General features: G+C 63.2%; 17 protein-coding genes. 2 read left to right on the forward strand and 15 right to left on the reverse strand.

The annotated features are described in order from the left end of the window. Positions 1–334: 334 nt before the first annotated feature. From DU490_RS13180 to DU490_RS13195, 3 genes are all read right to left on the reverse strand, one after another. On the reverse strand, positions 335–1312 hold the full coding sequence (locus DU490_RS13180) for a TAXI family TRAP transporter solute-binding subunit (protein WP_114574753.1): 978 nt from the start codon (positions 1310–1312) through the stop codon (positions 335–337). 184 nt (positions 1313–1496) lie between these two features. Continuing rightward, positions 1497–3938 (reverse strand): endopeptidase La, encoded by a 2442-nt coding sequence (gene lon / locus DU490_RS13190; RefSeq protein ID WP_220270503.1) that lies wholly within the window; start codon positions 3936–3938, stop codon positions 1497–1499. 198 nt (positions 3939–4136) lie between these two features. Continuing rightward, a complete protein-coding gene (locus tag DU490_RS13195) occupies positions 4137–5375 on the reverse strand; it encodes a DUF945 family protein (RefSeq protein ID WP_114574755.1) in 1239 nt (412 codons plus the stop codon). Between DU490_RS13195 and DU490_RS17015 the strand changes: the two genes are divergently transcribed. Then, positions 5368–5586 carry a hypothetical protein gene (locus DU490_RS17015; RefSeq protein WP_147270464.1) on the forward strand — a complete coding sequence of 73 codons (219 nt, stop codon included), beginning with the start codon at positions 5368–5370 and terminating at the stop codon, positions 5584–5586. The genes DU490_RS13195 and DU490_RS17015 overlap by 8 nt on opposite strands. Here the strand turns inward: DU490_RS17015 and DU490_RS13200 are convergent. The 8 genes from DU490_RS13200 to DU490_RS13235 all read right to left on the reverse strand — a co-directional run bounded on the left by DU490_RS13200 (position 5578) and on the right by DU490_RS13235 (position 11883). Further along, positions 5578–6051 carry a phosphatidylglycerophosphatase A gene (locus tag DU490_RS13200; protein ID WP_114574756.1) on the reverse strand — a complete coding sequence of 158 codons (474 nt, stop codon included), beginning with the start codon at positions 6049–6051 and terminating at the stop codon, positions 5578–5580. The genes DU490_RS17015 and DU490_RS13200 overlap by 9 nt on opposite strands. Next, positions 6051–7016, reverse strand: coding sequence for a thiamine-phosphate kinase (gene thiL, locus DU490_RS13205; RefSeq protein WP_114574757.1), 966 nt, complete (start codon positions 7014–7016; stop codon positions 6051–6053). Before thiL ends, DU490_RS13200 begins: the two co-directional genes overlap by 1 nt. A 9-nt stretch (positions 7017–7025) precedes the next feature. Continuing rightward, entirely contained in the window at positions 7026–7532 is a 507-nt protein-coding gene (nusB, locus tag DU490_RS13210; RefSeq protein WP_114574758.1) for a transcription antitermination factor NusB, read from the reverse strand. After that, positions 7525–8019, reverse strand: coding sequence for a 6,7-dimethyl-8-ribityllumazine synthase (gene ribE / locus DU490_RS13215; RefSeq protein WP_114574759.1), 495 nt, complete (start codon positions 8017–8019; stop codon positions 7525–7527). Before ribE ends, nusB begins: the two co-directional genes overlap by 8 nt. A gap of 110 nt (positions 8020–8129) precedes the next feature. Next, positions 8130–9287, reverse strand: a complete 1158-nt coding sequence (gene ribBA, locus DU490_RS13220; RefSeq protein WP_114574760.1) for a bifunctional 3,4-dihydroxy-2-butanone-4-phosphate synthase/GTP cyclohydrolase II — start codon at positions 9285–9287, stop codon at positions 8130–8132. A 303-nt stretch (positions 9288–9590) separates the two neighbouring features. Continuing rightward, positions 9591–10727, reverse strand: a complete 1137-nt coding sequence (gene ribD / locus DU490_RS13225) for a bifunctional diaminohydroxyphosphoribosylaminopyrimidine deaminase/5-amino-6-(5-phosphoribosylamino)uracil reductase RibD (RefSeq protein WP_114574761.1) — start codon at positions 10725–10727, stop codon at positions 9591–9593. Positions 10728–10759: 32 nt separating this feature from the next. Continuing rightward, entirely contained in the window at positions 10760–11251 is a 492-nt protein-coding gene (gene nrdR / locus DU490_RS13230; RefSeq protein WP_114574762.1) for a transcriptional regulator NrdR, read from the reverse strand. Between the two features lie 137 nt (positions 11252–11388). Then, on the reverse strand, positions 11389–11883 hold the full coding sequence (locus DU490_RS13235) for a copper chaperone PCu(A)C (protein WP_114574763.1): 495 nt from the start codon (positions 11881–11883) through the stop codon (positions 11389–11391). Between the two features lie 203 nt (positions 11884–12086). Here DU490_RS13235 and dsbG point away from each other — a divergent pair, with 203 nt between their 5' ends. Further along, positions 12087–12842 carry a thiol:disulfide interchange protein DsbG gene (gene dsbG / locus DU490_RS13240; protein ID WP_114574764.1) on the forward strand — a complete coding sequence of 252 codons (756 nt, stop codon included), beginning with the start codon at positions 12087–12089 and terminating at the stop codon, positions 12840–12842. Between the two features lie 64 nt (positions 12843–12906). Here the strand turns inward: dsbG and DU490_RS13245 are convergent, their stop codons facing one another. Genes DU490_RS13245 through DU490_RS13260 form a run of 4 tightly spaced genes read right to left on the reverse strand, consistent with a single transcriptional unit; the run spans position 12907 to position 17876 of the window. Continuing rightward, positions 12907–13101: a DUF2892 domain-containing protein gene (locus DU490_RS13245; RefSeq protein ID WP_114574765.1), complete on the reverse strand. Its 195-nt coding sequence runs from the start codon at positions 13099–13101 to the stop codon at positions 12907–12909. Between the two features lie 29 nt (positions 13102–13130). Beyond that, a complete protein-coding gene (locus tag DU490_RS13250) occupies positions 13131–14438 on the reverse strand; it encodes a hypothetical protein (protein WP_114574766.1) in 1308 nt (435 codons plus the stop codon). Continuing rightward, entirely contained in the window at positions 14438–15265 is an 828-nt protein-coding gene (locus tag DU490_RS13255) for an outer membrane lipoprotein-sorting protein (protein ID WP_114574767.1), read from the reverse strand. The genes DU490_RS13250 and DU490_RS13255 overlap by 1 nt, the downstream gene beginning before the upstream one ends. 1 nt (position 15266) lies before the next feature. Continuing rightward, complete coding sequence (locus DU490_RS13260) at positions 15267–17876, reverse strand: RND family transporter (protein WP_114574768.1); 2610 nt, start codon at positions 17874–17876, stop codon at positions 15267–15269. Positions 17877–17901 lie beyond the last annotated feature (25 nt).

Consider the following 17901-nt stretch of genomic DNA (forward strand, 5'->3'; position numbering starts at 1 on the left):
CGCCTATCGGCACCGTGTCACTCAACCCGGAACGGGAGCTCCAGATCACCGTCGCTGAACCAGAAAAACAGGCGGCCTGAATGACCTCAGAGGCGACAGATTCCTTGACAACTACCGCGGCTGACGAGTGCCGGGGTGAGACCGTAAAAAATCAGACCCAGATGAAAGACCACAGTGAGACCGCCCAGCAGCACCCAGGCCGGATGGACCCGCGACCGAGTGCTCCCGACGACCTCGCCGGCCGCCGGTGAAGAGGAAAATGTCGACATGGAAAAAAGAGCCTTTCGATCAGGGCCGGTCCCCGGCATGCTCGAGTCCCGACCCCAACAGGGGGTTAACGCAATTCGTCGGGGATCTCGATACCGGCTTCATCGTAGTAGCGCACCGCGCCCGGGTGCAGCGATCCCGCGATGTTACCGACCATGTCGTGGGTGATGCTTCCCCACCACGCCGTCTCTTCCGCCATGGCATCCCGACGCTCCCAGAAGGTCTTGGTCAGGGTGTAGGCGGTGTCGTCGTCCATGCCGGTGGTGGTATAGGCAATGACGGGCAGCGAGGTGGTCTCGACGTCCTGGTCCACGCCGGAGTATGTGCCAGCCGGTATGGTCTGGCGTGCCGCACCGGTCTGCTCAATCTGCTCGTCGGTCAGGCTGACCAGACTGATCGACATGCTCGCAGCGGTCTCGATCACGTTGGGTGTGGGAAAGGAACTCGCCGTGACGAAGGCATCGATCTGGCCGTTCTTCAGCGCATCGGGGCCACTGCCGATCTCGGCACTGGCCACCCGCACCCGGTCCATCATGTCGAACAGCTCGAGATAGCGCTCGGCTTCGCGAGCACCGAAGGTGCCACGCCCAATCAGGATATGCTTGTCTTCCAGGTCCTCGATCCCGATGACGCCCTCACCACCGGCCACGACGAAGTGCATGGTGATCGCCGGGATCGGGAACAGGCCACGAATTTCCTGGAAACGGGGGCTCTGTCGCTCGGCGAAGGGTCCGTCGCCAGCCATGGCACTTTTCACCAGACCGGGGGGCGTGGTGAAGACATAGTTGCCCTGGCGGGCCATCACTTCCATCACGTTCTGCACCGAGCCCTGGCTCTCTTCCAGCGTGAGCTGGATATCGCCGTCGGTACCCTTGCGGATCGCCTCCGAGAGCTCCACGCCCATCTGGTAGTAGGCGGTGCCGGCAGAGGCGGACTTGTAGGTCACTCGGGTTTCCGCCTGGGCGGAGAAGGCGGTGGCGCCCACCAGGACGGCAGTGGCAGAAGCCAACAGGGTGCGAGTGAAAGAAGGAGTGAATTGACGCATATGTGTCTCCCTTGGAGAGGCCAGCAAAGAACTATAATGCCGATTTTTTCCGACAGGAACACCCGAATCTGGCCATCGAGAAAAAGACGATGCGTCTTACGGCGGTAATTGGCGCAGCCGGTAGAAGCGGCACTGCCATTTGTAAGGCAGTGCCGACTCCACCAGCTACCGAGCTGGCGCTTGGCTAGCCGAAGGCGGCCTTGGCCACGTCCTGATAACGCCTGGCGAAATGTACCGTGACCCCATCCTTGAGATAGTCGGGCAGCTCGGCATAGTCGCGCCGGTTGGCCTCGGGCAGGATCACTTCAAAGATCTTGCTGCGACGCGCCGCGATGATCTTCTCGCGGATGCCACCCACCGGCAGCACCTGTCCGGTCAGGGTCATCTCGCCGGTCATCGCCAGCGGCCGGTCGATGAACTGATGAAGGGCGAGCGAGAACAGTGCCGTGGTCATCGTCACCCCGGCCGAAGGGCCATCCTTGGGCGTAGCCCCCTCGGGGACGTGAAGATGCACGAAAGCGGAGTCAAAGAAATCCGCGTCGGCGCCATACTCTGCCAGGTGCCCCAAAGCATAGCTGTAGGCGATATTGGCGGACTCCTGCATCACTTCACCGAGCTTGCCGGTGAGCTTGAAGCCCCGGGTCAGGGAGTGCACTTTATCCGCTTCGATCGGCAGGGTTGCCCCACCCATGGAAGTCCATGCCAGGCCGGTAACCACCCCCTCCCCCTTGAGCACCTGCTCCTGGCGGAACAGCGGCGCACCGAGGTACTCCTCCAGGTTCTTGACCGACACCTTCACTGACGGCTGGTCGCCTTCCAGCAGCCTTACCGCGGCCTTGCGCACGATGCTGTGAAGTTGCTTCTCCAGCTGGCGTACTCCGGCCTCCCGGGCGTAGCCCTCGATCACCTGCTTCAGTGCCGCATCCGTCAAGTTGATACGCTTCTTGGGGATTCGGTCGCGCTGGAGCAGCTTGGGCCAGAGGTGGTTTTTGGCGATGGCCACCTTCTCCTCGGCGATGTATCCCGACAGGCGGATCTGTTCCATGCGGTCAAGCAGCGCCGCCGGAATCGAGTCCAGGGTATTGGCGGTACACACGAAGAGCACCTTGGAAAGATCGAGTCGTACGTCGAGGTAGTGGTCGAGGAAGTCGATGTTCTGTTCAGGATCGAGCACTTCGAGCAGTGCCGACGCCGGGTCTCCCTGGAAGGACTGCCCCATCTTGTCGATCTCGTCGAGCATGATCACCGGGTTTTCGACTTCCACCTCCTTGAGCGCCTGCACCAGCTTGCCCGGCATGGCGCCGATGTAGGTGCGTCGGTGGCCCTTGATTTCAGCTTCATCGCGCATGCCGCCCACCGAGAAGCGGTAGAACTGGCGCCCCAGGGCCTCGGCAATGGAACGACCGACCGAGGTCTTGCCCACCCCAGGGGGGCCGACGAGCAGCAGGATAGAGCCGCCCACATCACCCTTGAAGGTGCCCTCGGCGAGAAACTCGACGATGCGCTCCTTCACGTCCTTGAGCCCATCGTGATCGCGGTCCAGTATCTTGCGAGCATGGGCAAGGTCCATCTGGTCGGCGCTGCGCACCCCCCAGGGCATCGATGTCAGCCAGTCAAGGTAGTTGCGTGTGGTGCCATATTCCGGCGAGCCGGTCTCCAGCACCGAAAGCTTGTCGAGTTCCTCCTCGATGCGGGTCAGTACCTTGGGCGGTACCACCAGGTTCTCAAGGCGGTCACGGAAGGTATCGACGTCGTTCTCGCGATCGTCCTTGGAGATGCCCAGCTCACGTTGGATGACCTTGAGCTGTTCACGCAGGAAGAACTCCCGCTGCCGCTCCTGCATCTGGGCGTTGACCTGCTCACTGATTTCCGTCTGCAGCAGGGCAACGTCGATCTCCTTGCGCAGCAGGGGCAGCACCTTCTCCATGCGCGCCTGCACCGGCAGGGTTTCCAGTACCTTTTGCAGCTCACTTCCCCGTGCCGAAGTGATGGCCGCGGCGAAGTCGGTCAGCGGACCCGGCTCATGGGGGCTGAAACGGTTGAGATAGTGCTTGAGCTCTTCTCCGTAGAGCGGATTGATCGGCAACAGTTCCTTGATGCCGTTGATGATTGCCATGGCATAGGCACGGGTCTCGTCCTCGTCGGCGTCGACCGGTTCCCGCGGGTAACTCACCTCGACCAGATAGGGCGGCTTCTTCGATAGCCAGCGCTGAATATGAAAGCGCCTGAGGCCCTGGGCAATAAACTGCAGCTGCTGGTCCTCTCCCTGCAGCTTGTGAACCTTGACCGCCGTGCCGTACTCGGGAAACGATTCGTGGCCCAGGTCGTCGATGCCTGAATCGCCGACGAAGGCGACACCCAGGGTGTGGTGGGGCGTCTTGCCCACCCGACGCATAGTGTCTTCCCAGCGCTCGCGGTTGATCACCAGCGGCTGTACCTGGGCGGGAAAGAAGGGGCGGTTGTGTATCGGCAGCAGGTAAATACGCTCGGGCAGGTATTCGCTAGCTGGCACCATGGCATTGTTCAGAGACTCTTGCGCTTCACCATCAGAACCCGACCATGCCTCGTCCGTGCCATCACGCATCGATTCTTGCCAATTCTGCTCATCCTGATCGTAATCGCTCATCGAAACCTCTTCCTGAAGCTGGGGACCGGCGTATGACCTGAGGAATGCGGGCGCACCCGGGCAACTTCAAGTCATCTGCCCACTATTTCAGTGTTTTGTGCAGATCCAGGTTGGTGTGTTCAGAGCGCCGTAGAATCGACCCGGGAACAAAGGTAGCCAGACAAGCAGGACGGTAGTGCTTGGGCGCACCGAGCAGGTTCAGCGCCATAGCTGGGGTAAGGGCCGGCTGTTGACACGCACCTGCCCACGCCCCACGTCGATTTCGAGGGTGCGAGTGTCCAGTGGCAAGCCAAGCCACAGGGCTGCCACGGTCGGCAGGTCATACCAGGTGAAATCGCCGTCGAGGCGGCGGCGCCAACGCGCCTGCATGGCCGGGTCGTCGACACCGACCAGCCTCAACTCGTCGAGTCGGCGCCCGTCGAAGAACAGCGAACCATCGATTCGTGCCGACAGCCCCATCATGGGACTATCCAACTGGAGGTTCAGCAGGTCGAGGCGTGGCGAATCCTGCAGGACTTGAAGCATGTGAGGCTCGAGCTGTGCCAGAAACTCACGGCGATCGAGCTGATGATGACCACTGGCCGCCAGCTCACGAAGCCGCAACATGCTGGCCCGGAGGGCGTCGCCATTCAGACGTGACAGCTCCAGTGTCAGCTCTCCGGTGAGCAGTACCTGGTTTGCCGTTTGCACCTCGCCCAGGTCGATATCGAGCTGCATTCTCAGCTCCTGTTCATCCAAGGCCGTGCGATTGGTGACGCGGAGGTTGCTGGCATCCAGGCTCAGCTCAGGCTGGCGCCAGGCCATCGACTCGATCTGCAGCCGATCCTCCTGGTTGAAGGCATGGGCGTCTTCGGTATAGGCGTAATGGCTGTTGAGCGTGGAGGGGCCGATTGCAAGGCTAGTGACACCATCGGTCAATCGCCAGGCATCGAGATGTGCACGGAGGCGCCAGTCGCCCTGCTCGCCGCTGAAATGGAGCCGGCCACCATCGAGTACCAGTTCGCGATCCTGCTGAATGATTCGCAAGGGTGAGAGACGAAGCCCACCTTCCAGGGTGCCGGTCAGGGTGTGATAGCTGGCCTGCCAGAGCGGGGGCGACGATGCCAGCAGGTCACCGAAGAGCTGCACGGCATCCGGGCCATGGCGCAGCATCGCTTCACCGTTCAAGTGCGTATTGAGCACGCCGTGCCGCGCCCTGTAGGTCAGCTCCAACTGCCAAACATCCCCCAGCAACGGTGCCAAGTGAATGCGTCCGGTCGAGGACCACCAGCCCTGCTCTACCTCTGAACGCGCCACGATCACCTCACCTCTTGCCTCGAGATCATTGAGTGCTCGTGCCATTTCGCGTTCGAAGAAGTGGCTGGAAATGGCCTGCCCTGCCAGCCAGGCCACCAACAACAATACCAGCAGCGGGACAATGAGACGTTCCTTGCGCACAGCTCCGTCTCCTTTTCGTTTCCTTGACTATCGCATCAACTATCGCAACAACTATCGCATCAACTATCGCATCAACTATCGCAACAACTATCGCATCAACTATCGCAACAACTATCGCAACAACTATCGCAACAACTATCGCATCAACGATTGCACCAGCTATTACACCAACTACCGCGGCAACTATCGCATCTTCAGTAATTCAGTGTAACCAAAGCCACAAATGCATCGTGCTCCAGGCGTAGATCCCGGCCAGGACATCATCGATCATGATGCCGAACCCCCCTGCTACACGACGGTCCGCCCAGCGAATCGGCCATGGTTTGAAGACATCGAAGATGCGAAACAGAATGAATCCCCAGAGTGCTGCTTCCCATGAAAAGGGTACCGCAGCCATGGTGATCCAGTAGCCGACGAACTCGTCCCAGACGATGCCGGAGTGATCGTGGACACCGAGATCACGCGAGGTCTTGTCGCATAACCAGATGCCTACCACGAAGGAGACTGCCACCAGAATCAGGTACCAGTTCAACGGCAGCTCGGACATCAGCCAATAGAATGGAATGGCCGCCAGGGTACCGAAGGTACCAGGGGCCCAGGGTACGGCCCCGCTACCGAGACCGAAGGCAAAGAAATGAACGGGGCGTCGCCACACGCTCTGGGGAAAGCGATTCATTATGCGCCTCTCTTCACATCCGCCGCCCCGAAGTGCTGCCAACCACCGAGGGCCGTATCGCCCACCCCGGCCAGGCCTGGTTCGGCCGTCACCGTTCCGACCGGCGTCAGCGCCAGCCCCAGCCCGGCCAGGCGACGGGTCGCCTCATCCATGGCATCGGCAGGCAGACTGACCAGCAGTTCGTAGTCATCGCCGCCACCCAACGCCGCCTGTCGTGCCCGGTCAGGTCCGAGGGCCTGGAGCAGCCCTTCTGCCATTGGCAGCGCCTCGACATCGACCCTCGCGCCCACCCCGGAAGCGGACAGCACATGGCCCAGGTCGGCCAGCAATCCATCGGAAATATCGATGGCCGCATTGGCCAGTCCACGCAGCGCCTGACCTGCATCCAGGCGCGGCTGTGGACAAAGGTAGCGTACCAGCAGTGGATGACCCGGGTCTCTCTCGCCCCGCTGCCATAGCGCCAGTCCGCCTGCGCCACCGCCCAGTGCGCCGGTCACGGCTAGCAGGTCACCAGGGCTCGATCCACCACGGGTGAGGGCCTGCCCTTCGGGCACTTCTCCCATTACCGTTACTCCGATCGCCAGTTCACCGCGGGTCACGTCGCCACCGACCAGGGTGGTACCGGTTATCGCACAAAGGCCATGAAAACCGCGGGCAAAATCGGCCAGCCAAGCCTCGTCGGCATCAGCCATGGCCAGCGCCATCAGACACCAGCGCGCCTCGGCGCCCATGGCCGCCAGGTCACTGAGACTGACCGCCAGCGCCCGGTGGCCAATCGCCTCAGCCGGGGCAGCGGAAGGAAAGTGAACCTCAGCCACCGACGTATCGACGCTGACAGCGAGCCGCGCCCCACTCTGGGGTACCAGCAATGCGCAGTCATCGCCTACACCAAGCGCGACACCAGCCCGTGAGCCTGGAGCGGCAGGCGTAAAGTAACGGGCGATCAGCTCGAATTCACTGGTCACTTGATACCTTCAGCGGCGACGCGCGCTGACCTCGGCACAACGCAGTCGTGATGCCAGCTTGTCGAGGATGCCATTGACGTACTTGTGGCCGTCGGTGGCGCCAAAGGACTTGGCCAGTTCGACGCCCTCGTTGATCACCGCCCGGTAGGGGACATCCAGGCGATGGGACAATTCGTAGGCACCGAGCCGGAGTATGGTCAGCTCGATGGGATCCAACTCCTCGATACGCCGGTCGAGCAGCGGACCGATAGCGGCATCCAGGTCGCCGCAATAGCGTGCCACGTTATGCAGCAGGTCGTGAAAGAGAGCCAGGTCGGCGATCTCCATGACCTTGGCCCAGTTTTCATGATCCTCCATGTCCTCGTCGGGCAACTGGCTACGGAACTCCGACTCCACTGCCGAGATGGACTTGCCGGTCATATGCCACTGATAAAGCCCCTGGACGGCCAACTCGCGGGCTGCACGCCTCTTCTGCTGGCCCGTCGATGGGGAGCGCTTGGGGCGTGGCTCACTCATGGCTTTCTCCGACGTCACCGAAGCCGCGCAGCAGCGACACCATCTCCATGGCCGCCATGGCCGCCTCGGCTCCCTTGTTGCCCGCCTTGGTGCCGGAACGCTCGATGGCCTGCTCGATGGAATTGACGGTCAGCACCCCGTTGGAAATAGGGGTATCGAACTCCAGTTGCAGGCTGCCGAGCGCCGAATTGCAACCGCCCGCAACATATTCAAAGTGTGGCGTACCGCCACGAATCACCGCACCCAGTGCGATTACCGCGTCGGGTTTGGCCACCTGCAGGGCCCGCTTAACGGCCAACGGCAGCTCCCAGGCACCCGGCACATGGACGATATCGATGTGGTCGGCATCCACCCCGTGGCGCATCAGGATATCCACGGCACCTTCCACCAGGCTGTCGACCACATGATGATTGAAACGCCCCACCACGATCACGTAGCGGCCGTCGACATCGACGAAGTTGCCTTCCAACTGAGACAAGGTATGCATCGCTAATTCCTGAAAATAGTCCTGCTGAAATCGGTTTGGATCCTGCTGAATCGACAGAGCGCACCCCGAGGGTGGGCCGAGTTTTATCTTAGTGTCAGACTGCGACCGACTCAGATCTCGTCGCCAGCCTCACTGTCGCCCGGTGCAATCAGTTCGATCACTTCGAGATCGAAACCGGACAGGGCAGAGAACTTCCACGGCGAACTGAGTAGCCGCATCCGCCCCACCCCGAGATGACGCAGGATCTGAGAGCCCGTGCCAATGGTAAGGTAGTTGCCGGCGCCGTCCGAGTCGCTGGTGCGAGGCAGGCGGCGACGCTCCATGAACACCTCGAACTGGTCACGGAAGTCCTGGTGCGGGCGGCCATCGTCCAGAAGAACGAAGACACCCTGGTCGACGCGGGCCACTTCCTCTAGCGCACTGTGCGTGGTCCAGTTCTTGCCTTCGCCCTTCTGCAGACCCAGCAGATCCCGCATGGTATCGGCCAGGTGTACCCGCACCGTGGTCAGGGTCTCGGGGGTGGGGGTGCCCTTGACCAGCGCCACATGATGCGCGCCCTGAATACGATCGCGAAAGACATGCAGCGTCAGCTCGCCCACGGCCGTGTTGACCGGCGTCGACTCCACCGGCTCCACCGTCTGCTCATTATGAATGCGATAGTGAATCAGATCGGCGATGGTGCCCATCTTCAAACCGTGCTCGGCGGCGAACCGCTCGAGCTCCGGGCGACGGGCCATACTGCCATCATCGTTCATGACTTCGCAGATCACACCGCTGGGGTCGCAACCGGCCAGCGCCGCCAGATCGCAGGCCGCCTCGGTATGTCCGGCACGACGCAGCACGCCGCCGGGCTCGGCCATCAGCGGAAAGATGTGACCGGGCTGCACGATATCCTCGGCCCGGGCATTGCGCGCCGCTGCCGCCTGCACGGTGCGTGCCCGATCGGCGGCAGAAATGCCCGTGGTCACTCCCTCGGCCGCCTCGATGGAGAGGGTAAACTTGGTGCCGAAGCCCGAACCGTTGTCGCTCACCATCAGCGGCAACTTGAGCCGCTCGCAACGCTCGCGCGTCATCGGCATGCAGATCAGGCCCCGGGCATGGCGTGCCATGAAGTTGATATGCTCGGCCCCGACCTTCTCGGCGGCCATGATGATATCGCCCTCGTTCTCACGATCCTCATCATCCATGAGGATCACCATCTTGCCCTGACGAATGTCCTCGATCAGGTCTTCTATGGAAGCGAGGCCCCCGCGGGAAGATTGCACCATGGAATCTCCGATTGATTCAGCTAAAAGGCGTTGCAGTACTGCACCTGGGACGTTGCCAAAGTACGTGACTAATGCGCGTTACTAAAGTTCTATGCCCCGCCTCGAATGGGCGTCAGGGTACCTTGGCTCGGCGTCGGGCGCCAGTAGTGAGCACCCTTGGTTCGGCGCTAATTTCTGTAGCGAGCGGGCTGTCCCGGGAACAAAACTCGGTGAGGAGGCGCTGTGAATCCTTCCCTGGACGCTCCTTTTCCCATCCCTGGAAAAAGACCTCCTCCCCGAGTGGTTCCCGGCGCCCTGATGAACTCAGTCCTGAAGCCGCCCGGGCCGCGCAGTGATACGCCAGTCGCGACCGATGGCGCGGATATCGAGAATATCCAGCGGGCGCTGCTGGGCCATGCGGGTCAGTCCCGGCAAGGCGAACAGCGGCCGCGCCTCGCCACCCAGCAAGGTCGGTGCCACGAACAGCTGCATTTCGTCGACCAGGCCGGCATCGAGCATCGCGCCGGCCAGGGTGGCGCCGGTTTCCAGCAACGCCTCGTTGACCAGTTCCTGCTCGGCCAGGTAACGCAACAGGGCGACAAGATCGACCCGGCCATTCTGATCCGCCGGGAGCACCAGTATCTCGGCGCCGGCGGCTTCCAGTCGGGCACGGCGCTCGGCATCGTGGCCCATCACCGTCGCCACCAGCGTGCGCCCGGGCTCGCGCAGGCAGGCCGCGGCCTGGGGCAGGCGCAACTGGGTGTCGACCACGACCCGCAGCGGCTGGCGCCGAGCGATGGCATCGGCATCGTCCAGGCCCAACTGGCTCGCTCGCACGGTCAGCCGTGAATTGTCGAAGATGACCGAGTCGACGCCGGTCAGCACCGCGCTGGAGCGAGCGCGAAGGCGCTGGACTTCAGTACGGGCGTGGGGGCCGGTAATCCACTGCGATTCACCCGATTCCATCGCCGTGCGCCCATCCAGGCTCATGGCCATCTTCAGTCGCACGAAGGGCCGGTTTCGTGTCATGCGCGACAGGAAACCGGGATTGAGCGCCCTGGCCTCCTCCTCCAGCAGCCCGACCTCTACCTCGACTCCCGCCTCGCGCAGCATGGCGATGCCGCGGCCGGCCACCTCCGGATTGGGGTCGCCCATGGCAAGCACCACCCGCTTCACCCCGGCGTCGATCAATGCCACGGCACAGGGACCGGTACGACCCTGGTGGGAGCAGGGCTCCAGGGTCACGTAGGCAGTCGCTCCTCGCGCAGAATCCCCGGCCATGTCCAGTGCATGGACTTCCGCGTGGGGCTCACCGGCACGCTCGTGCCAGCCCTCCCCCACCAGGCGACCGCCCTTGACCAGGACACAGCCCACGCGGGGGTTGGGGTCGGTGGTATAGAGGCCGCGGCGGGCCAATTGAAGCGCCCGAGCCATCCAGGCGGCAGCGGTGGGCTTGGCCATGTCACTCCCTGGCAAAAACAGAAAAACGGAACTCAGCGCTCGCTGTCGTCGGCGGTTCCCGGCGGGAACCCGGGCTCACGCGACAGGCGGTCGATCTCGGCGCGAAACTCGTCGACATCCTGAAAGCGACGATAGACGGAAGCAAAGCGAATGAAGGCTACCTGATCGAGACGCTTGAGCGCCTGCATCACCGCCTCGCCGATATCCCGTGCCTGGATCTCGCGTTCGCCACTGCCGCGCAGCCGTTGGCGAATCCGCTCCACGGCGGCCTCGATTGACTCGGCACTGACCGGGCGCTTCTCCAGCGCACGCAGCATGCCGGCACGCAGCTTCTTCTCGTCGAAGGTTTCCCGGGAACCGTCGGCCTTGACCACCCTGGGCATGACCAGTTCAGCGGTCTCGTAGGTGGTAAAACGCTCGCCGCAATCGGTGCACTGGCGGCGGCGGCGCACCTGGTCGCCCTCGGCCACCAGGCGGGAATCGGTCACGCGGGTATCATGGGCGCCACAGAAGGGGCAATGCATGGTATCGATCCGAATTCGAAGCGGGGCGGCCGACTGCTGGCCGCTCGTGGTTCAATAGTGCAGTATTGTAACCTCTGGCCCGCTAGTCGCCCAGCACCGACACCAAATGCCGGGAACCGACAACATGGTGCCCAGGATCAGTGATCATCTCCGTGGCTGTGGCCCTGATCATGCGTATCACGCTGCGGCCACCCACCGTCCACGACGATTTGCCGAACCGGCGCCTCTAACCGCTGTGATACACCCGACTCGAACCTGAGCTCGATCTCGACGAGTTCGCCCTCCTCCAAGGGTGCGGACAACCCGATCAACATCAGGTGCAGCCCACCGGGCGCCAGCTCGACTGCTCCGCCAGCAGGCACGACAAGATTGGGCACCTTGCGCATCTGCATCACGCCATCGACATCTTCATGATCATGCAACTCCATCACATCGGCGGCAGGTGAGTGAGCATTCACTAATACGACATCCCGCTCCCCCGGATTCTTGAGCGACATGAAGGCAGCAGAGACCTGCGAGCCCGGTGGAACGTCACGCACCTGAGTGCCTACGATATTGAGCGGATCGGCAAACGCCGTCAGCGACACCAACGAAAGGCTGACGGTGAACAGCAGTGAATGAACCTTCACCATGATGAAACTCCTTGCTGTATCGTTGGCTACGCCAGGGAACCAGGCGAGCAGCTTACTACGATGTCGTGCCTCAGGAGACGGGGTACATCAACTCGACACGCACGGTTTCCCGACTGCCTGGTGAACCTGCTAAGAAAGCCGGTAGTCAATCAATAGGCGGCTTGCATCATACCGGAAAGCAATTTCACTCAAGGAAACCCGACATGGTTCTTCGCTTCATGCTGCTCATGGCCACCTTGCCCCTCCTCGCTGTAGGTTCGACGGTGCATGCCGACGACTGGCCGAGCCCGGTTCAAGCTTTGATCGAGGAGGGACTCGAGATTCACGGTGAATTCGAGGCCCCGGATGGACTTGTCGGCTACGCCGCCAGCCATCAGGGCCGCGAGATGACTGTGTTCGTCACGGCCAACGGTCAACATGCCATCGTCGGCACCATGATTGATGCCGAAGGCAACGACCTCTCAGAGGCCCCGCTCGACGAACTGGTGAGAGCGCCCCAGGAAGGCGAACTGTGGCACCAATTGGAAAAGAGCCACTGGATTCAGGATGGCCCAACGGACGCCCCCCACGTGGTATACACTTTCACCGACCCCAACTGCCCCTATTGCCGGCAGTTCTGGCAGCAGTCACGCCCTTGGGTCGAGGCCGGTGATGTTCAGTTGCGTCATATCATGGTGGGCGTCTTGCAACCAGACAGCCCGGCCAAGGCCTCTGCCCTGCTGGGCGCCGAAGATCCCGTGACTGCTCTGCACGACCACAGCGGCGGTGAAAGCGTGACTCCCTCGGCTCAGCCCCGCCACATCGAGGACAGGGTGTATCGCAACAACCAGCTCTTCGACGAATTGGGCCTCTATGCCACTCCCACCACGGTGTATCGGCATGAAGGCCGCCTGCAGCGGGTGGACGGCATGCCGGAGGCGGCGAAGCTGCGCGAAATGATGGGCGGTGCGCACCCCTGACGAGAAACGCCACACCCGGGCGATGGCGGCTCGGACGAGGTGGCTTGGTCAACCCCCAGGCGCCTCAACGCGACTCGGGCAAGCCCAGCTTGCGCAGCAGGGTAATCATCGGGCACCAACGGGTGAAGGCGGACTGGATCAGGTTCAGTGCCACAAAACCAGTGAACAGGAACCAGCCAGGGTGCACGAAATAGCCGAGCAGCACGGTGAGCAGCACGAAGGTGCCAGCGATCAGGCGGAGGGCTTCATTGAGGGTCATGGTCTTTCTCCTTGGGTGGTGGTGCGGGGTCAAAAGCTATGGCGAGCACGCAGGAAGACACTCGAGTTCTCCTCGAACTGTCCGTAGAAGGTGCCGTCCTGTTGTCCACTGAACAGGTTGGCACCGGCGTTGAACTGCAGGTTGTCGCTGTAGCGCCAGGTGACGGTGGGCCGAATGAAGGCATCTTCGTCGCTGGGCGAATAGAAATTCATGACGCCGAGGATCAGGTTGTCGCGCAGCATGCGGTAGGTCAGGCGCAGGGTAACCAAGTGGCGAAGCTCGTCGCGCTGATCCTCGGCCGCGAACGGAAAGCTCTCTTCGTAAGCGTCATGGTCCTGGAGCCAATCCAGGTAGTACTGGGTTCCTACCGTGAAGTTCGTGGCCATCTCGCGCTCGTAACCACCCAGCAGGCGCAGCTCGCTGTTGGGTACATTGGGGTCGCTGCCGCCGCGGTCGTCGACGGAGTCGTACCAGGCGGTCTCCAGGTGGTAGATGCCGCCCTTGAGCGGCCCGCGCAGGCTCGCGCCCAGGCTGTTGAGCCGCGCGAAGGTGGCCACTCCGCGCTCGGGGTCGAAGGCCGTGGGCTGGCCGAAGAAGCCGCGATAGCCGTAGAGCGCCCACTCCTGGGCACCGGCCAGGCCGTGGAGACGCAGCGCCAGTTCCGCGTTGTCGGCCGTGCGTGAGGGTTGATCGGCCGTCAGTGTCGGCGGGGCGCCAACGATCGCGCCGCGTGACGTGTCGTAGTAGGAGAGTCGCGAACCATCCACGTAGCGGTCGGGCTCGAAGCGCGGTGTCACCACGGCATCGAGGTTGACCACCCCGCCGTACCAGCTGAAGCGCGCGGCGTCGCTCGGCGCCTTGAGGTACTCGTCGTCGCGACCAGCCAGGAACGACTGCCAGTCCTTGGGGAAGAGGTCGTTGACAAACAGCAGGTCACCGGTGCCCCAGGTCAGCACCTGACGCCCCAGACGCACGTCGAGCCGCTCGGCGGGCGAGAAACTGACCAGCGCCTCGCGCACTTCGCCGGTGAGCTCGTCCTCGATGCCGTCAGCCACGCCATCTGCCTTGAGGCTGAGGGTACCCCAGTCAGCCAGGTACTCGCCCTCGAGCTGCAGGCGCACTTCCTGCAAGGTCATGTCGTCATCGATGGCGGGGTTGCCCTGCGTACGCCAGGCGCTGGCGCCCTCGACGAAGCCGTACCAGGAGAAGGCCGAGGCCTCCTCGCTCCAGGGGTCGTCGCCCCAGTCGTCCTGGGCGGCCAAGGGCGCGGCGGAGAGCAGCAGGATCAGCACCGTCGTCACGTAAGCTCGCTCTTTTGTCTTGGACCAGGCCTTCATCACTGCCGCTCCAGCCATTGCCGCGGCGGGTTGCGCAACGAGCGTTCGGTGAACACCGACTCGGGAATGCCCAGGTCGTAGGCGCTGAAGCGGAACTCCACCAGGGTGTGGCCACCGGAATTGAGGTCTTCCATGCGCATGCGCGTGCCGGTGGGGTAGCCGTCGATCTCTTGCACTTCCTGAATTTGCATGCGGCGATAGACATGCCCGTCGGCTCGTGTGTACTCACTGCGCATGGGCAGCCAGGTGTCGCGGTCGATCCAGGTGGTGAAGTGGGCGAACTCGACGCTACCGGGGGCCTTGGGCGTGCTTTTCACTACGTAGTGCTCGTCGGTGGTCTCAATGAGCTCATGGGTGTCGTCTTCCAGGTGGCGGCCCGAGACGTCCTCGTAGAACACGTGGGAGCCGACGAAGCTAGTGCGCTTGTCGCCGGGGGCAATGCGTCGCACCAGGTCGAGCCCAGGCAGGTAGAGCCAGCGGTCGTCGTCGGCACCGGGGTTCTTGTGCACCAGGAATACCGTGCCGCGAACGTCGGCCGGACGGCTGAAGGTCACCAGGTAGCGCTGACGGCCATCCTCGCCGTCGCGGCGCAGCAGGGTGAACTGGCGCACCTGCTCGCGCCCGCTGCCGTCGAGGATGTGCATTCGCGCTTCGCTGCGGCCATCGTCGCCGGCATAGAATGCGGCCTGATTGGCACGCTCGACGATGTCACTCGCGTCGGGCGCCTGCGCCTGAGCGCTGACGGCAACCAGGGCCAGGGCACCCAGCCCGGCTAGCAGGGCGTGGCGGGCGGCTCGGGGATGTCGAAACAGGCGGACAACATTCATCTCATACCTCCTTGCCGGTGGCGGAACCCGATTCGGCTCCCACAGCGGCGGTTGTGCCAAAGAAGCGCCGGGGCCAGGTACTGACCACGGCGGGCAGCATCAGTAGAGTCACCATCGCCGACACTGCCATGATGCTAGCCAGGAAAATGCCCACCGTGACGTAGGGCATCAGTGGCGCCACCAGCAGTGGCGTGAAACCCAGCGCGATGACGATGGCATTGCGGGTAATGGCGCGTGCCGGCTCCTCGAATACCCGCGCCAGCCCCTCGCGCCAGTCGCCGCCGGCCTCGGCTACCGCCTCGCGCAGGCGCTGGATGAAGTGGATAGCGAAGTCGACCGAGAGCCCCAGGCTGAGCGCCGAGAGCACCGCTACCGGCATGTCGAAGTCCTTGCCAATCAGCCCCATCACGCCATAGAGCAGCGACACGGTCAGTGTCAGCGGCAGCATGGCGAGCACGCCGTACCACAGCGAGCGAAACAGCCCCACCATCATCACCAGCACCACGGCGAAGGCGGAGAGCAGCGCCAGCAGCATCCCCTTGACCATCTCACCCTGCCACACCAGGTTGATGTAGGTGCTGCCCGCCCACTCCAGGGCCAGGCCCTCGGGCAGCGGATAGGCGTCGACATAGGCATCGACGGCGGCGAGCAAGCGCTGCATGTCCTGGTTATCGCCACTGGGCAGCTGCAGCCAGACATTGGCCGAGCGGTAGTCGCTGGCCACGAAATGCCACAGGTCACCCGGGCGGTGTGACGACTGGTAGCTGAGGATCGCCTGGGCCACGCCGGCGGCGCTGTCCGGAATGCGGAAATCCACCGCCTCGCCGCTGACCAGCTCGCGGTTCACGGTGCGCACCAGGTCGGCCAGCGAATTGGCCTTGCCCACGACCCCTTCTGTTTCCAGATGCGCCTGCAGGTCGGCCAGGTAACGCAGGATTTCGGGATCCTGGAAGGTCAGCGCCTCGCTTCTCAGCGCCTCGGTGACCTCCAGCAACCGCTCCCACCAGCGGGCCGCGTCGGCGTCCACTGCGAAGAGACGATCGTCGATGGCGAACATCAGGTTGTCCAGGGTCGCCTGGGCATCAGCGCCGCGGCTCTCGGCCAGCAGGCTCGCCCATTCCGTTTCGAGACTCACGCCGGCCTCGGCCAGCACCGGCTCGGCCCGTTCGGACAGCAGGCTCACCAGGTCCCCAGTGGCGCGATCCTCGAGCACCAGGTAGGCCTCGTAGGTGCCGGCAAAGTGCTGGTTGAGCACGCGGTCGGCAATGCGGATGTCGTGGCTCGACTTGAACCAGCGGGTAGGGTTGTCGTTGATCTGGATCTGGGTGATGCCGTAGACGGCAACGCCCAGTAGCCCCAGAAAGAGCACCAGCAGCACCCGGCCGCGACGTGTCGCCAGGCGACCGACGGCGGTGACGAAACGGCACAACCGGCAGTCGGCTCCCGTGCCCTCTCGCTCGTGGCGGTGTACCCGCGCTACCATCGCCTCGATGGTGCTGGCCGGCAGCGCGGCGACGTAGGCCGGCAGGAAGGTCAGGGAGAGCACCATGGCCAGCAGCACGCCGAAGGCCACGAAGGCGCCGAACACCTGCACCGGCGGGATCGGCGAGAGCATCAGCGAGGCGAAGCCGACGCTGGTGGTCAGCGAGGTGAAGACAATCGGCTTGTAGAGTTCCTGGATCACCTCGGCCATCACCTCGCGCGGATCACTGCCGGCCCGGCAGCGGTCGGAGAAGTCCGACATCACGTGCACCGAGTCCACCACGGCGATGGGCATCAGGAAGATCGGGATCATCGAGCTCATGATGTGCACGGTGTAGCCCAGGCCGATCAGCAGGCCCATGGTGGCGATCACAGTGGCCATTGCCAGCAGCATGGGCGCCACCACCAGCGGCACGCTGCGGAAGAAGTAGACCATCACCACGAAGATCAGTAGGCCGGCAAGCGGCGCGGAGATCGCCATCTGTTCGAACATCTGCACGCCGAAGGTGTCCTGGGCCACGGGCTGGCCGGTGATGTGCACCACCTCCTCGATACCGAGCTCGCCGACCACGGCCTCGATCTGGGTGGCGATGCGGTGGCTGTCGTTCTTGTCCTCGAGGGGTACGAAGATGCCGGCGGCCCGGCCGTCCTCCGAGACCAACGAGCCCAGGAACATAGGCAGCCGCTCCACCGCCTCGCGCAATTCGGCGGCGGCTTCCGGCGTCTCGGGCGGGGTGCCCATCAGCCAGTCGAAGCTGATGGTGCCGGGTGAGATCTGCTCGACGTTATCGACGGTGGCCAGCGACATCACCTCGTCGGCCACCACCCCGTCCATGGCCTGGATGGCCCGTGTCAGGGCATGCAGCCCGGCAAGCGACTCGGGATGGTAGATGCCCGTCTCCGGCCGCTCGCTGACCAGCCCCACCACGATGGTGTCGTAGAGGTCGAAACGCTCGGCCACGCGCGCATCGAACACCCGCGCCGGCTGGTCCGTCGCCAGCATGTTCTCGGGGTCGGTATCAATGACGATGCGCGGAATCAGTGCGCCCAGCGCCACCACCAATACCAGCAAGGCGAGAAACACCCTGCGGTAGTGGCGCATGCTGAACCGTGCGATGGTTTTTCCCATGAGCGGGGTCTCCGATGAAGCGGTG

This window comes from Halomonas sp. DQ26W, assembly GCF_003339685.1.
In the GTDB taxonomy this organism is placed as follows: Bacteria; Pseudomonadota; Gammaproteobacteria; order Pseudomonadales; family Halomonadaceae; genus Halomonas.